14 protein-coding genes and 1 tRNA gene are annotated in these 14,465 nt (G+C 59.3%); 9 read left to right on the forward strand and 6 right to left on the reverse strand.

The window, feature by feature from the left end; genetic code table 11:
• Positions 1-229 precede the first annotated feature (229 nt).
• From CFI11_RS02245 to CFI11_RS24555, 4 genes are all read right to left on the reverse strand, one after another.
• Positions 230-802 carry a cob(I)yrinic acid a,c-diamide adenosyltransferase gene (locus tag CFI11_RS02245; RefSeq protein WP_130402649.1) on the reverse strand — a complete coding sequence of 191 codons (573 nt, stop codon included), beginning with the start codon at positions 800-802 and terminating at the stop codon, positions 230-232.
• Complete coding sequence (locus CFI11_RS02250) at positions 802-1,011, reverse strand: twin transmembrane helix small protein (protein WP_130402651.1); 210 nt, start codon at positions 1,009-1,011, stop codon at positions 802-804. The genes CFI11_RS02245 and CFI11_RS02250 overlap by 1 nt, the downstream gene beginning before the upstream one ends.
• Before the next feature lie 69 nt (positions 1,012-1,080).
• Entirely contained in the window at positions 1,081-1,911 is an 831-nt protein-coding gene (locus CFI11_RS02255) for an SDR family NAD(P)-dependent oxidoreductase (RefSeq protein WP_130402653.1), read from the reverse strand.
• A gap of 60 nt (positions 1,912-1,971) precedes the next feature.
• Entirely contained in the window at positions 1,972-2,559 is a 588-nt protein-coding gene (locus CFI11_RS24555; RefSeq protein WP_254449004.1) for an SH3 domain-containing protein, read from the reverse strand.
• A 197-nt stretch (positions 2,560-2,756) separates the two neighbouring features.
• Between CFI11_RS24555 and CFI11_RS02265 the strand changes: the two genes are divergently transcribed.
• A complete protein-coding gene (locus CFI11_RS02265) occupies positions 2,757-5,060 on the forward strand; it encodes a DNA topoisomerase IV subunit A (RefSeq protein WP_130402655.1) in 2,304 nt (767 codons plus the stop codon).
• A 97-nt stretch (positions 5,061-5,157) separates the two neighbouring features.
• On the opposite strand, the gene CFI11_RS02270 is transcribed toward CFI11_RS02265, so the two are convergent.
• Positions 5,158-6,516 (reverse strand): cytochrome P450, encoded by a 1,359-nt coding sequence (locus CFI11_RS02270; RefSeq protein WP_130402657.1) that lies wholly within the window; start codon positions 6,514-6,516, stop codon positions 5,158-5,160.
• 115 nt (positions 6,517-6,631) lie between these two features.
• On the opposite strand from CFI11_RS02270, the gene CFI11_RS02275 reads away from it, so the two are divergent.
• Both CFI11_RS02275 and tuf read left to right on the forward strand, forming a co-directional pair.
• A complete protein-coding gene (locus CFI11_RS02275; RefSeq protein ID WP_174843481.1) occupies positions 6,632-7,228 on the forward strand; it encodes a hypothetical protein in 597 nt (198 codons plus the stop codon).
• A 110-nt stretch (positions 7,229-7,338) separates the two neighbouring features.
• Positions 7,339-8,514 (forward strand): elongation factor Tu, encoded by a 1,176-nt coding sequence (gene tuf / locus CFI11_RS02280; protein ID WP_130402659.1) that lies wholly within the window; start codon positions 7,339-7,341, stop codon positions 8,512-8,514.
• A 249-nt stretch (positions 8,515-8,763) separates the two neighbouring features.
• Here tuf and CFI11_RS02285 read toward each other — a convergent pair whose 3' ends face one another.
• Positions 8,764-9,540, reverse strand: coding sequence for a helix-turn-helix domain-containing protein (locus tag CFI11_RS02285; RefSeq protein WP_165390170.1), 777 nt, complete (start codon positions 9,538-9,540; stop codon positions 8,764-8,766).
• A 76-nt stretch (positions 9,541-9,616) separates the two neighbouring features.
• Here CFI11_RS02285 and CFI11_RS02290 point away from each other — a divergent pair, with 76 nt between their 5' ends.
• From CFI11_RS02290 to CFI11_RS02315, 6 genes are all read left to right on the forward strand, one after another.
• Positions 9,617-9,997, forward strand: a complete 381-nt coding sequence (locus tag CFI11_RS02290; RefSeq protein ID WP_130402663.1) for an MAPEG family protein — start codon at positions 9,617-9,619, stop codon at positions 9,995-9,997.
• Positions 9,998-10,051: 54 nt separating this feature from the next.
• A complete protein-coding gene (locus tag CFI11_RS02295) occupies positions 10,052-10,711 on the forward strand; it encodes a CatB-related O-acetyltransferase (protein WP_130402665.1) in 660 nt (219 codons plus the stop codon).
• A 220-nt stretch (positions 10,712-10,931) separates the two neighbouring features.
• Positions 10,932-11,780 carry a MaoC family dehydratase N-terminal domain-containing protein gene (locus tag CFI11_RS02300; protein ID WP_130402667.1) on the forward strand — a complete coding sequence of 283 codons (849 nt, stop codon included), beginning with the start codon at positions 10,932-10,934 and terminating at the stop codon, positions 11,778-11,780.
• Positions 11,777-13,018: a CoA transferase gene (locus CFI11_RS02305; RefSeq protein WP_130402669.1), complete on the forward strand. Its 1,242-nt coding sequence runs from the start codon at positions 11,777-11,779 to the stop codon at positions 13,016-13,018. The genes CFI11_RS02300 and CFI11_RS02305 overlap by 4 nt, the downstream gene beginning before the upstream one ends.
• A 58-nt stretch (positions 13,019-13,076) precedes the next feature.
• Positions 13,077-13,152: transfer RNA gene (locus CFI11_RS02310), tRNA-Trp, on the forward strand.
• Between the two features lie 115 nt (positions 13,153-13,267).
• Positions 13,268-14,428: a site-specific integrase gene (locus CFI11_RS02315; RefSeq protein WP_130402671.1), complete on the forward strand. Its 1,161-nt coding sequence runs from the start codon at positions 13,268-13,270 to the stop codon at positions 14,426-14,428.
• Positions 14,429-14,465: the final 37 nt, after the last annotated feature.

A 14,465-nucleotide genomic window follows, 5' to 3' on the forward strand; every position in this document is an offset into this window, starting at 1 on the left:
GACATGTCGAGCGGGAGGCCCGACTCGAAATCACTCAATGATGGGTGTTGATAACGGGGCCAAGCGCACCGAAACAGAGAAAAATCGTCACGTTTTGGGCTGTCGACGTCGCGTTTCGGGACATTTTCTTTCCTTTACGCTGCGATGTTTTGCGTCAAGCGTTGCAACGACCGTTGAGCAAAGGGCGCTTTCCCGGTTCTAGACCTCACGATTTTGCAGAAGACGGCTCTTAGCGGTTTGCACCCGGAACCCAGAGAACGTCGTCTTTGCCGGTGTTGTTGGCGATCCGCGCGCCGACAAAAAACCAATCGCTGAGGCGGTTGAGGTATTTGACAGCCTCGGGGTTCACGGCCTCCATCGTTGCAAGCTCGACCGCCAGACGTTCAGCCCGACGGGCAACCGTGCGGCAGATGTGGAGATGCGCGGCTAAGGGCGCGCCGCCGGGCAGAATAAAGCTGCGCAGCGGCTCAAGCTTCGCGTTCATGCCGTCGATCTCGCTTTCAAGACGGGCCACCTGCTCGGCGGTCATGCGCAACGGAGGATATTCGCTTTCGGCGTCTTTCTCCATGTCCGGACGGCAGAGGTCCGCTCCGAGGTCGAACAAATCGTTCTGGATCCGCATCAACTGCGCGTCCAGCTCTCCCTCTGCATGCAGGCGCGCGACGCCGACCGTGGCATTCAACTCATCCGCGGTGCCATAGGCGGTCACCCGCATCGCGTGCTTGGCGACACGCGCTCCGTTTCCAAGCGCGGTTTCGCCGGCATCGCCGGTTTTGGTGTAGATCTTGTTCAGAACGACCATCAGTTGCTGCTCCCTGTGCCACGCAACAGTACATAGGCCGCGATCAGAACCACGGCCACAAACTGAGCTGCGATCCGCAGGCGCATCATTTTGTTTCCGTATTTCAGGTTGAATGCGCCGCCCTTGGCAAAACCGCCGATCCCGATCACCAGAACCACAAGCACGGCAGCGACGGCCAGAATGATGAGTAAAAACAGGGGATCGCCCATGTCGTCATGTCCCTTTTCGCGTGTTTTCCGTGATGTAGCCGCCAGTTCGCCAAAAGCGAACCCGATTTTTCAGATACGCGCGGTGATGCGATCAATGGCGCGGGTCGGCAGGATTCTGCGAAGAAAGGCGGCGATATAGGTCGCGGTGGTGATGTAATAGCGCGGGCTGGGGTTTGGGTGGTCCAGCGCCCGGATGAGTTTGGCAGTCACCGCCGAGGGTGGCAATTCGAACGTGTCCTTGCCGCCGCCTTCGTAAAGCCGCTTGATCAAACCGTCCTCGTATTCGGCGCTACGGGCCGAGCGTTGCCAGTCGATCCACGCTTCGAAGAATGGGATGCCGTTTTCACGAAATTTCGTGGTAATCGGTCCGGGTTCAAGCGTGACCACATGGATGCCGGTGTCGCGCAACTCCACCCGCATCGTGTCCGTCAGTGCTTCAAGCGCGTGTTTGGTCGCCGAATAGGCGCCACGCCATGGGATCGTGACGAGCCCAAGCGTAGAGGAACATTGTACAATGCGTCCCTCTTTCTGCGCGCGCATGATCGGAATGACCTGCCGGGTCAGCTCGTGCCAGCCGAAGAAATTCGCTTCAAAGATTGCCCGCAGCCCGTCTGTCGGCAGGTCCTCGACCGCGCCAAAAAATCCATGCGCCCCGTTGTTGAAAAGGGCGTCCAGCCGGCCGCCTGTCGCTGCGGTCACTTCCCGGACACAGGAGGCAATTGAACCGGTGTCGGTGTAATCGAGCCTCGGGCTTTCAAACCCCTCGTCGATCAGGCGCTCGCAATCGTCGAGCTTTCGGCAAGACGCGAAGACACGCCACCCTTTCGCCTTGAGCGCATGTGCGGCATCGTAGCCGATGCCACTGGAACATCCGGTGATCAGGATCGTGCGTTCGGTCATCTGGGGCTGCCCTCGCCTTGCGCCTCAGCCCCTCATCGCCCGAAATATGGAAAAGTGCAATCAGCCTGCGGGTGCCGTCAGGAAACGCCCCGCCATCCAGCCCACTTGCCCGCCATCCACCGGCCGAAGCTTGACCCAACCGTTACCGGCATCGTCGATGACTTCGACACCTGTGCCGCGGGTCAGGCTGGTGATGATCCCATAACTCGTTCCCGGTCCATTACGCATGTTCACACGACTGCCCGTAATCTCGCGAATGTCCGGTTCAGGCTCAAGGAAAGCTTGTTGCTCGGTGTCCTGCTCCAGCACCGCCAAAGGTTGCGCGAACTGCTCGGCGCTTTGACCCAGGGAGACGAGAGTGACGGGCGGAGGCGTTGTCTCGTCATCTGCGGTGACCAGGTCCACCTTCGCGGGTTCCGGAGAGATTGCAGGTTGAAGGGTCGCGGTGACGCGAGGTACCTCAACAAGCGCTGCAGGCTCAGCCCGTGTCACAGCCGGCAATTCGGTAGGCGCCGTCGCAACCTGCTCATCCATCAACGGATCGACGTTGTCAGCCACACGACCACGCGGTTCAAAATCAGCTCCACCGCTCAATTCGTAGAAAGCCCAGCCCAAGACAAGGAAGCTCACCAGAATAAATCGCGTCATGACAAGTCCCCCAAAAATCACTTACCCCGGTGGCAGCCGGGTCACCAATTGTCCTGATGATATATCAGCAACCGATTCGACACAGGGTGTGTTCCCTGAAAAAGTGACGTCCGAGGCAAATTTGCGCATCTTCAGGCTTGCGGAGATCGTCTGATGCTCTCTTTACCGCCGCCGCGCCGCCGCGTATCACAGCATCTATGGATGATTTGGTGGATGACCCCAACATGGACCCGTCAGAGGTCGCCGAGCCGTTGCGCCGCGCGATTGGCGAGCGATACCTGACCTACGCGCTGTCCACGATCATGCACCGCGCCTTGCCGGATGCACGGGACGGTTTGAAGCCGGTCCACCGCCGGATCCTCTATGCAATGCGCGAGCTGCGGCTGGCCTCAAACGGCGGGTTCAGGAAGTCGGCGAAGATCTCGGGCGATGTGATGGGCAATTATCATCCGCACGGAGATGCCGCGATCTACGATGCGATGGCGCGGCTGGCCCAGGATTTCAACGTTCGCTATCCCCTCGTCGACGGACAAGGGAATTTCGGCAATATCGACGGGGATAATCCGGCGGCCTCCCGCTATACCGAAGCACGCATGACCGTCGTGGCCGAGGCGCTGCTGGAGGGGCTGAACGAAAACGCGGTCGATTTCCGGGAGAATTACGATGGTACGCTGACGGAGCCGGCGGTTCTGCCGGCGCAGTTTCCGAACCTGCTGGCCAATGGGGCGTCTGGAATCGCTGTTGGCATGGCCACCAACATCCCGCCGCACAACATTGCGGAGCTTTGCGACGCTTGCATCCATCTCATCAAAACGCCGGATGCCCGCGATGACACGCTCCTGAATTACGTGCCAGGTCCGGATTTTCCCACGGGCGGCGTCATTGTCGAGCCGAAGGAGAACATCGCGCAGGCTTACCGGACCGGGCGCGGGTCGTTCCGGCTGCGCTGTTCTTACGAGGTGGAGGATCTGGGGCGCGGTCAGTGGCAGATCGTGGTCACCGAGATCCCGTATCAGGTTCAGAAATCCAAGCTGATCGAAAAGATTGCGGAACTGATCCAGACCAAGAAGATCCCGATCCTTGCGGATATCCGAGACGAGAGCGCCGATGACATCCGGATGGTGCTGGAGCCAAGGTCGAAGAATGTCGATCCGGAAGTGCTGATGGGGATGCTTTATCGCAACTCCGATCTGGAAGTCCGGTTCTCGCTGAACATGAATGTGCTGATCGACGGGGTCACGCCCAAGGTCTGCGCGATGAAAGAAGTGTTGCGCGCCTTTCTGGATTTCCGGCGCGAGGTCCTGATCCGGCGATCACAGCACCGGATGGAGAAGATCGACTACCGGTTAGAGGTGCTGGAAGGGTTCATTGTCGCCTTCCTGAACCTGGACCGCGTGATTGACATTATTCGCTACGACGAAGACCCCAAGGCGGCATTGATGCGCGAGGATTGGGGCAAAGAGCACGTCCGCGCCATGGATGAAGCGGACTACGTTTCACCACCGCCCGGCGAGGGGGAGCTGAGTGACACGCAGGTCGACGCGATCCTGAACATGCGCTTGCGCAGCCTGCGGCGTCTGGAGGAATTGGAGCTTCTGCGCGAGCAGGCAGAGCTGATGGAGGAACGCGCCGGTCTCGAGGATCTGCTTGAAAACGAAGATCTGCAATGGACCCGCATCGCCGATCAGCTCAAGGAGATCAAAAAGGCATTCGGCAAGGATTATGAGGGCGGCGCACGGCGCACGCGCTTTGCGGAGGCGGGCGAGGTGGAAGAGGTTCCACTGGAGGCGATGATCGACCGGGAACCGATCACCGTGGTGTGCTCCAAGATGGGCTGGATCCGCGCGATGACCGGTCATATCGACCTGGCCCGAGAGTTGAAGTTCAAGGATGGCGATGGACCGCGCTTCATCTTTCACGCGGAGACGACGGATCGGCTCCTGGTGTTCGGCACCAATGGCCGCTTTTATACGATATCCGCCGCCAACCTGCCCGGAGGACGGGGTATGGGCGAGCCGTTGCGTCTGATGGTCGACCTGCCGAATGAGGCCGATATCGTGGATCTTTTCATCCACGATCCGGCGCGCAAGCTGTTGGTCGCGTCCAGTGCCGGCGACGGTTTTGTCGTACCCGAGACGGACGTGGTCGCCCAGACCCGCGCGGGCAAACAGGTGCTCAACGTGCGCGGTGAGGTGTTTGCCAAGCTTTGCAAACCCATTGCCGGAGATAGCGTCGCAGTCGTGGGCGAGAACCGAAAGATGGTTGTATTTGGCCTAGATGAGTTGCCCGAGATGTCCCGCGGCAAGGGCGTCCGCCTGCAGCGCTATAAGGATGGTGGTCTGTCCGACGCCACGACTTTCACCCGCGCGGACGGGCTTTCCTGGCACGATCCTGCGGGTCGTACCCGGACTGAGCCCGACATGAGCGAATGGACGGCCAAACGCGCGACGGCCGGGAGGATGGCGCCGAGGGGTTTTCCGCGGGACAATACGTTTACCTAAACGCGCGGCTCGTCCGCCCTAGCGGGCGTCCTCGCGGCTTCTTTGGGTCAGAAATATCCCGGGGGAGTCGCGCTTCGCGCGACGGGGGCTGGCCCCCTTAAACCGGCTCGGCCATCAGCCAAACACCGCCTTCGGGGCGCAACGTGATGATCATCACCGGATTTGGGTCCCGCCCGGGCACGCGGACGAACCGAAACCGCGCGAGGAGCGTGGCGAGTATGATCACTGCTTCTTGCAGCGCAAAGGAGGCCCCGATGCAGATCCGGGGTCCGTCCCCGAAGGGCAGATAGGCATAGCGGTCGATGGCTTTGCGGTCAGCAAATCGCTCAGGCCGGAAAGCGTCTGGATCCTTCCAAAGTCGCGCGTTGCGGTGCAGCGCGTAGATCGGGATCATGACCGTATCGCCTTCGCGTACCTCCCGACCGCACAGCATATCCGCCTTCTGCGCTGTGCGTGAAACGATGGCTGCTGGAGGATAAAGCCTCAGCGCTTCGTCCACGATCTGTCGGATCAGGGGCATCTTTGCCACATGCGCCCCTGTTGCGCTGCCCCCTTCCAGCGTCTCCTGTGCCTCCGCCCGTGCCCGGTCCTGCACGTCCTGATCGAAGGCGCAGAGATATAAGGCCCAGGACAAGGTGAGCGCTGTTGTCTCGTGACCGGCGACAATGAAGGTCAGCAGGTTGTCACGCAGTTCAGTCACCGTCATCTGCCGTCCGCTTTCCGGATCCTTTCCCGCTCCCAGAAGGTCCAGCAGGTCCGGTGGCGCGCTTGGCCCGCGCGCCATGCGCGCTTGGATAGCGGCATCCGCTTGCCGCCTTGTGTCAGCGAGCGCGGATTGAGAGATCACGCGCGCCGGCCGTGGAACCCAACCGGGAACGCCGAGGACATCCAGAACGGAAAGCCGTCCGGCATTCTCGACATAGGTATCAATGGCGTGATGGACGGCTTTCTGGTCGAAGGTTCCATCGCCTGAAAAGGTGACATCTGCAATCACATCAAAGGTCGCGCGTGTCATTTCGTCGAAAAGATTGACGGCGCGACGCGGCCCGCTTTCGGCGATCCTGTCTGCCGCGGCTTCGGCTGCGCGTGTCATGATCGGAGCGAGATTGGCGACGTTGCGATGAGAGAAAACCGGAGCCGCGGTGCGTCTTTGCCAGCGCCAGTGCGCGCCTTCGGCGATCAGGAGGGAATCTCCGACCGCCGGTCGCAGAAGGTCCTTCGTGACCAATGACTTCGGATAGTCATCGATTTTTTCCAGCAAAACCTGCCGGATGGCCTTGGGCTCCATGATCATATGCCAGCAGGTGCCTGTCTTCCCTGATATGACAGGTAATCGGGTCGCGACATCCGGGATGATGTTCAGCAGGTTTTGCCGGGCGGCCCGGAGGCTTTGAAGCAGGTTCAGCTCATGCCGGACCAGCGTTGCATGTACCGGAAGGTGGGACGCGTCTGACATCGGATAAGCCTCTAAAGGTCACACTTTGGATATAGGCGTCCGCATTGCGGGGCAAAGGTTTGCACCGGCAATCCCACTGGTCTATCTGCGTAGGCAACACGGATAAGAGGGACCCATGATCCGCAGTCTTTTCGTTCTGATCTTCGCTCTGTTTCTCACCGCATGCGCGACGCAGGACGGCGTGCCCGAGAAGGTGAGCCTTGGGGATTTTCGCCTGGGCCACAATGTCGTGGTTGCTTCGAAAATGCAGAAAGGGCCAGTTTCGCGTGATGCGACCGAAGAAGAATGGGTTGCCGCGCTGACATCGGCCATTAACACCCGGTTCGGTCAGTACGAGGGCGATCAGCTTTATCATTTCGGCGTCAGTGTCGAAGGCTACATGTTGGCGCCCCCCGGTGTCCCATTAGTATACACGCCGAAATCGGCTTTGATCATCAACGTCACGCTTTGGGATGATGAAAGTGCCCAGAAGCTGAACGAGGCGGTCCATCAAATCACCGTTCTGGAAAGCACCGATGAAGATTCGGTCATTATCGGCTCGGGCTGGGGCCGGACGAAGGAAGAGCAACTGGAGGGTCTGTCGTTCAACGCGGCGCGCGCCATCCAGAGGTGGATGCTTGAGCAGAGCGAGACCTATGGCTGGTTTACCCCCAACGAGGTTGTCATGCCTGCCGATGCAGAGAAGCCGCAGCGCGAAGTGACCACCCGCTGACTAGGCGTCGGCGAACGTATGCTTGATTTTCCGCCGCGAACCAAATATGTCGCGCGCGCAGTGGAAACCGGGTTGCGACGACCCCCAACTTCAAAAGGGTGCCAGGAGACATGGCGAAGGAAAAGTTTGAGCGTAATAAGCCGCACGTTAACATTGGCACGATTGGTCACGTTGACCATGGGAAGACGACGCTGACGGCGGCGATTACGAAGTATTTCGGCGACTTCAAGGCGTATGACCAGATTGACGGCGCGCCCGAGGAGAAGGCGCGCGGGATCACGATCTCGACGGCGCATGTTGAGTACGAGACCGAGAACCGCCACTACGCCCATGTCGACTGCCCCGGCCACGCCGACTACGTCAAGAACATGATCACCGGTGCGGCTCAGATGGACGGCGCGATCCTGGTGGTGAACGCCGCGGACGGCCCGATGCCGCAAACGCGCGAGCATATCCTGCTGGGCCGCCAGGTTGGCATCCCGAAGATGGTCGTGTTCATGAACAAGGTCGACCAGGTCGACGACGAAGAGCTGCTGGAGCTTGTCGAGATGGAAATCCGCGAGCTTCTGGAAAGCTACGAGTACCCGGGCGACGACATTCCGATCGTGGCCGGTTCGGCTCTGGCGGCGATGGAAGGCAACAATCCCGAGATCGGTGAAGAGAAAATTAAGGAATTGATGGCAGCTGTTGATGAGTACATCGACACGCCCGAGCGTGCTGTGGACCAGCCGTTCCTGATGCCGATCGAGGACGTGTTCTCGATTTCCGGCCGCGGTACGGTTGTGACCGGCCGGGTGGAGCGCGGCGTGATCAATGTGGGCGACGAGATCGAGATCGTGGGCATCCGCGACACCTCGAAGACGACCTGCACGGGTGTCGAGATGTTCCGCAAGCTGCTGGACCGCGGCGAAGCGGGCGACAACATCGGTGCGCTGCTGCGCGGTGTGGACCGTGACGGTGTCGAGCGGGGCCAGGTGCTCTGCAAGCCGGGCTCGGTGACGCCGCACACGAAGTTCGAGGCGGAGGCCTACATCCTGACCAAGGAAGAGGGTGGCCGTCACACGCCGTTCTTTGCGAATTACCGCCCGCAGTTTTACTTCCGCACGACGGATGTGACGGGCACAGTGACGCTGGCGGAAGGCACGGAGATGGTGATGCCGGGCGACAACGTGTCGTTCACGGTTGACCTGATCGCGCCGATCGCGATGGAGAACGGGTTGCGCTTCGCGATCCGCGAAGGCGGCCGCACCGTCGGCGCAGGCGTCGTGTCGAAGATCATCGAGTGAGACCGCAACGCGGTGTCAGCTCTGGCTGCCAGCGGCACTCGGTCCGAAAGACCGACGAGAGCGCAGCGGCCACACCAAAATTACCTGGGCGAAAAATCCCTGATAGAGAAGCGGCCACACAACGCCGCTTCTTTTCTTTTGCCCGTCGTCTGCCAGCCTGCTTTTCGCAAAAAATGTAGCAAGCCTTGCACTCGAGCGCCAAAAGCGCGGCCAGATGCAAAAAACCTATGCGTCTCTCGTGTGCGCGTTTCAGTGTCTGGTTCTATCCCGTAAAACTGTCTCGGACGTATCATCAAAGGGTACGATCAATTCGACCTCGCAGCCTTCCATCGCCGCATCCTGACAGCCGGCGAGATGCCCGATAAGTGAGGTCAGACGGACCTGCGCGCCATTTGGCAGGGTCAACTCGATCGGCACCATCGGGGGCACGTCCGCGCCTTGGATCAACTCTCGCTCCACCAGATCGAACAGGCCCCCGGCGCGGGCCTTCCGGAAACGCTCTGCGACCTGCGTGCTTTGGGCCGCGCCGCGCTGCAGGCGAAAGTAGAACGTCGCCGCCGCCATATGCCAGTTTGTGATCATGGGCAGGAAGGCCGGACTTAGCATGACGTCAATCAGATTTGGTGCGGTGTTCCCGGCTGGTAGCACCGAACTGAACACGTTGATGAATTGCTCATTTGCCCGCAGAATCGTCCAATGCCGGTCCATGACCAGCGCCGGGAAAGGCCAGTGATCCAGCACTTGCGCGGCGATCAGATCCAAAGCGCGCTGCACGTCGTCCGATTGCATCGAGCGGCGCACATAAGGGTTTTGCAAGCCTGCGCTTTCAAACAGGGCGGCGCGCTGGGCGATGCTCAAACCCAGCTCTCTGCAAATACGCGCGACAAAACCCGGGCTTGGCTGGGAGCGCCCGGTTTCCAGAAACGAGATATGGCGCTGTGTCGATTGCAACGTGGCTGCGCAACTTGCCTGTGACAAGCCAAGCGATAGGCGTATCTCTTTCAGAACAGGGCCGAAATCAGACATCATTCCCTCCAAAGGAATTGCGGCTATTCCCTTGTGCCCTGATCTTTACGCCAATGAAACCAAGGAGGACACGACGATGATCTCATGGCTGCTGGCAGGTCTTGCCATCTATTATTTCACACTGTTTCTGCCGGGCCTTTTTCTGCTGCCGCAGATGGGTTTCGCGGCCTATACGGGGTCGCGCGATGCCGAGCCTGAGCCAAGCGTGCACCGCGCGCGGGCATTGCGCATCCAGCGCAACTCCCTTGAGAACATCGCACCGTTTCTGGCGCTGGGGATCCTGGCTTTGGTTGTTCCCGAAGCGGACATGGATCAGGCGCTGCTGGGGGCACAAGTCTATGTTTTGGCCCGGGTCGCGTTTCTGGCGCTTTACATCTTCGCAGTGCCGTTTGTGCGTTCTTTGGCATGGATCGTCGGCTTTATCGGGCTGATCGCGATGGCGTTTGCACTGATCTGATCTTTTCACCCCGCTCACAAAATGCGACAGAAGCGGCAACTTAAGGAGACCCCCATGTTGCCGCCCGCAGACACGTTGCATCCCGTCCGTTTGCCGGACGGCAGCGTCTATCCCGGCTCTGTTTTCTTGAAGAATGCGGTGGGGTTTCATCCACGTGTGCGCGTGGGCGACTACACCTATCATAGCACCTTCGATCCGCCTGCGGATCCCGTGGAGTTTGCAGCCAGGCTCTTTCCGTACCTTTCCCCGAACGCGCCCGAACAGGTGATCATCGGCAAGTTCTGTCAGATCGCCCACGGGGTGCGCATCATCACCCAGACGGCCAATCATCGGATGGATGGCCCGTCGACCTATCCCTTTGCGATCTTCGAAGCGGATCGTATCGGCACCTATCGCGGGACCTTGCCGCGCGGGCGCGATGTGATCATCGGCCACGATTGCTGGTTGGGGGATGGCTGTACGATCCTGCCGGGCGCTCAGTTGGGAAATGGTGTGATCGTCGGCGCAGACGCGGTCGTGAAGGGACGCATCTCGGATTATTCCGTTGTCGCTGGAAATCCGGGTGAGGTCGTGCGCACACGCTTTTCGCCTCAAGAGATCGAGACGCTGAATCACCTTTGCTGGTGGGATTGGCCGATTGAAAAAATTGCCGCTTGCGAAGAGCTGATTGTCGGGGGCGATGTCGCAAAGCTCGCCGCCTGCGACAACGGTTAGGCAATAAATTTCACGTCTACCAGCGCTCATATGCTGCGCCGCAGCAGAGGGCTTTTCTCATGTTTTTCAACGTGACCGTGCATGTGCGGCATACGACGATCCTGCGAGTGTATACCGTCGTCTACCGCTAACCCATTAATTTTGCTTGATTTTTTGCGCGTTCACAGCGACGCTTGGGTGATCGGCTGGCATCGGCCGAGTTGGTACTGGGAGGGCGCACATGGATCAACTCAACGTAAAGGCATGGGAAGGTCGGGCCGAGGAGTGTCACGGCGGCGTGTCAGAGATATTGGCCGCGCAGCTTCACGCCACGTTATCGGACAAAGGGGGCAAAGCACCGGCTCAAGGAGATCCGCTGCCGCCGCTTTGGCATTGGAGCGCGTTTCCCCCGACCGCTACCATGGCGGAACTTGGCAGCGATGGTCATCCTCCCGTTGGGGGCTTTCTTCCGCCGGTGAAATTGCCGCGCCGGATGTGGGCCGGCGGATCACTTCGGTTTCGCGCGCCGATCAAGGTGGGGGAACACCTGACGCGGCAATCCAGCATCCGGTCGGTGACCAAGAAGGAGGGCGCAGGCGGGCCGATGGTGTTCGTTTCGGTCGACCACCTGATTTTCGGACGCGCGGGCCTCGCCATCGAAGAACGTCAGGACATCGTTTATCTGAACATCCCGGATGAATATAAGTCGCCGCGAAAGCTGCCCGTGCCGGACCATCCCGTGCTGCATCGCGTGATGCCGATGACGGAAACGCTTTTGTTTCGCTATTCCGCGGTGACGTTCAATGCACATCGCATCCATTACGATCTGCCCTACGCGACGATGGTAGAGCATTATCCGGGCCTCGTCGTGCATGGTCCGCTTCAGGCGCAGCTGCTGTGTCAGGCGGCATGTCATTATCGAGGGCGGGTTCCGGACCATTTCGATTTTCGCGGCGTGCATCCGATGTTTCACGGGCAGACGCTGGACATCATGGCGATCGAGGCAGACGCCGGTAGCCTTCAGCTTTTCACCGGGCAGGAAGGTCACCAGGGCATGCAGGCAACCGCACTTTGGCAGGGCACGGTATGACAGATATCCTCAAAGGTATGCGCGTGGTTGAGGGATCGGCCTTTGTCGCCGTCCCCTTGGCTGGAATGACCTTGGCGCAGATGGGCGCGGACGTGATCCGATTTGACCGAATTGGCGGAGGCTTGGATGCGGGCCGCTGGCCTCTTGCTCCGTCCGGACAAAGCCTGTTCTGGGCCGGCCTGAACAAAGGCAAGCGGTCGATCGCGGTCGATATGAAATCGGAGCGCGGCAAAGAGCTCGTGACCCAGATCATCACGGCGCCCGGTGAGGACGCCGGTATGTTCCTGACGAATTTGCGGGTCCGTGGCTGGATGGATCATGCAACGCTCAGCCAATATCGCGACGACCTGATCATGGTGACACTGACGGGCGATCGTCACGGACGGCCACAGGTCGACTATACGGTGAACCCGGCTTTGGGGATCCCGGATATCACCGGGCCGGTCGGACATGCCGAGCCGGTGGCACATGCGCTCCCTGCATGGGACTGCATTGCGGGGAACATGATCGTTTCAGCCCTTTTGGCAGCGGAACGTCACAGATTGCGCACCGGCGAAGGGCAGGATGTCGAGCTTGCATTGAAGGATGTCGCGGCGGCTGTGATGGGTCACCTCGGTCTGATTGGTGACGCGGTGGTGAACGAAAACAAGCGCGAGAAGTCCGGCAACGCACTTTATGGCGCATACGGCCAGGATTTTGTCTGCGCCTGCGGGACGCGCGTCATGGTGATTGGCCTCACGTCGCGCCAATGGGCAGGACTGGTGAAAGTAACCGGCACCAGTGATGCCATGGATTCACTGGCACGGCGGACGGGGCGGCATCTGGATGATGAGGGTGCCCGTTGGACATTGCGAGATGATATCACGGCAATCTTAAAGCCGTGGTTCGCAGCGCGCCGGGTGGATGAATTCGCGACTGCCTTCGACAAGGCAGGTCTGACATGGTCGCGGTTCCGCACGATCAAGGAAGCCGTTGCCGAAGACCCGGATCTGAGCGATGAGAACCCAATCTTCAAGGTGCTGCATCAACCGGAGCTTGGTCGTTTCCCTGTGCCCGGAACGCCGATGAACTTCAGCGCAACAGATCGTCAACCGCCAGTCGCGGCGCCGGCGCTTGGTGCAGATACCGAAGAAATCCTCGGTGATGTCGTTGGGCTGCCGGATGCCGAAATCGCTGCTCTTTTTGATCATGGAGTGGTCCAAAGCCCGCGCTTTGCCGCGGCACGCACCGCCGCCTGATATGCAGTCGAAAGCGCTTGCAAACCTTCGCCGTCCCGCTTAATCACGGGGCGGCTTTAGGGGTATAGCTCAGCTGGTAGAGCGACGGTCTCCAAAACCGTAGGTCGCGGGTTCGAACCCTGCTGCCCCTGCCAAAAACTCACCTAAAATCAGTAAGTTGAACTTTGCGGTGGATATCGCCACCTCAAAGGTTGTCGTTGCACAAAGCTTACACAAAATTGGCTTAAACACGCATGGTGGTGAGTAACTATGGGAAAACACACGATTTTAGGCGGTAAGGTTCACATCTACCGCCGCGAAGGTAGCTCTAAATGGCAGTGCGCTAGCTTTCTGGCAGGACGGAACCGGCGCGCATCAACGAAAACGGACAGCCTATCTTTAGCCAAGGACTTCGCGGAGGACTGGTACTTAACGCTTCGCGGGAAGCTACGAGACGGCGAAATCCACGGCGAAAAAACATTCAAGCACGCAGCAGAGAAGTTCATGGCTGAGTATGAAGCTCTGACCAACGGCGAGCGCAATCCTCGCTGGGTGCAAGATCACTACCGTCGAATCAGGCTCCATCTCATCCCGTTCTTCGGCGAGATGGCGCTATCGACCATCAATGGTGGGACCGTTCAGGACTATCGTATTGCTCGCATCAACGTCGCTGAAGACCGAAAGCCGCCTTCGCGCAGCACATTGCACCACGAGACAGTAACTCTGCGGCAGGTGCTCAAGACAGCCGTCAGGCAAGGCTGGCTCACGCACGTGCCCGATGTCTCTGCGCCCTATAAGGCATCTGGAAAAATCGTTCATAGAGCGTGGTTTTCGCCAGACGAATACAAAAAGCTTTACGAGGCCACCCGTGCCAACATCAAGCAGGCGAAAGGTGAGCGGAACAAGTATCTTGCCGAACAACTCCATGACAAAATCCTCTTCATGGCGAACACAGGTATCCGCCCCGATGAGGCCAACTGGCTCGAATACCGTGACGTAGAGATCGTTGAGGACGAAGCGACCGGTGAAACGATCTTAGAGATCGAAGTCCGAGGGAAGCGCGGAGTAGGGTACTGCAAGAGCACTACAGGCGCTGTGCGGCCCTTCCAGCGCATGCTAGAGCGCAACAACCCAGACCCAATGGAACGCCTCTTCGCCTATGATCACAAGAAACAATTCAATCGCATTCTCGAAGATACCGGGTTGAAGTTTGACCGCCAAGGCAACCGGCGCGCGCTATACTCGCTTCGCCACAGTTACATCTCCTTTCGGCTACTCGAAGGCGCAGACATCTACCAGATCGCGAAGAACTGCCGGACATCGGTTGAGATGATCGAGAAGCACTATGCCGTGCATCTCAAAAACAGCCTAGATGCCGCCGCCATCAACGTGCGTAAGATTCGCAAAGCTAAGCCGAAGCGCCAAAGCTAAGATAGCAACGTTCGAAAACTCGCCAAGGCGTGTTCAG

Origin of the sequence: Thalassococcus sp. S3 (genome assembly GCF_004216475.1) — a bacterium.
Classification (GTDB): domain Bacteria; phylum Pseudomonadota; class Alphaproteobacteria; order Rhodobacterales; family Rhodobacteraceae.

What these genes read in the sequence shown, in the direction of transcription:
- CFI11_RS24555 (WP_254449004.1), bottom strand. Translation starts at nt 2,559, where the DNA reads ATGACGCGATTTATTCTGGTGAGCTTCCTTGTCTTGGGCTGGGCTTTC.
- tuf (WP_130402659.1), top strand. Translation starts at nt 7,339, where the DNA reads ATGGCGAAGGAAAAGTTTGAGCGTAATAAGCCGCACGTTAACATTGGC.
- CFI11_RS02265 (WP_130402655.1), top strand. Translation starts at nt 2,757, where the DNA reads ATGGATGATTTGGTGGATGACCCCAACATGGACCCGTCAGAGGTCGCC.
- CFI11_RS02300 (WP_130402667.1), top strand. Translation starts at nt 10,932, where the DNA reads ATGGATCAACTCAACGTAAAGGCATGGGAAGGTCGGGCCGAGGAGTGT.
- CFI11_RS02270 (WP_130402657.1), bottom strand. Translation starts at nt 6,516, where the DNA reads ATGTCAGACGCGTCCCACCTTCCGGTACATGCAACGCTGGTCCGGCAT.
- CFI11_RS02290 (WP_130402663.1), top strand. Translation starts at nt 9,617, where the DNA reads ATGATCTCATGGCTGCTGGCAGGTCTTGCCATCTATTATTTCACACTG.
- CFI11_RS02315 (WP_130402671.1), top strand. Translation starts at nt 13,268, where the DNA reads ATGGGAAAACACACGATTTTAGGCGGTAAGGTTCACATCTACCGCCGC.
- CFI11_RS02305 (WP_130402669.1), top strand. Translation starts at nt 11,777, where the DNA reads ATGACAGATATCCTCAAAGGTATGCGCGTGGTTGAGGGATCGGCCTTT.
- CFI11_RS02275 (WP_174843481.1), top strand. Translation starts at nt 6,632, where the DNA reads ATGATCCGCAGTCTTTTCGTTCTGATCTTCGCTCTGTTTCTCACCGCA.
- CFI11_RS02285 (WP_165390170.1), bottom strand. Translation starts at nt 9,540, where the DNA reads ATGTCTGATTTCGGCCCTGTTCTGAAAGAGATACGCCTATCGCTTGGC.
- CFI11_RS02295 (WP_130402665.1), top strand. Translation starts at nt 10,052, where the DNA reads ATGTTGCCGCCCGCAGACACGTTGCATCCCGTCCGTTTGCCGGACGGC.
- CFI11_RS02255 (WP_130402653.1), bottom strand. Translation starts at nt 1,911, where the DNA reads ATGACCGAACGCACGATCCTGATCACCGGATGTTCCAGTGGCATCGGC.
- CFI11_RS02245 (WP_130402649.1), bottom strand. Translation starts at nt 802, where the DNA reads ATGGTCGTTCTGAACAAGATCTACACCAAAACCGGCGATGCCGGCGAA.
- CFI11_RS02250 (WP_130402651.1), bottom strand. Translation starts at nt 1,011, where the DNA reads ATGGGCGATCCCCTGTTTTTACTCATCATTCTGGCCGTCGCTGCCGTG.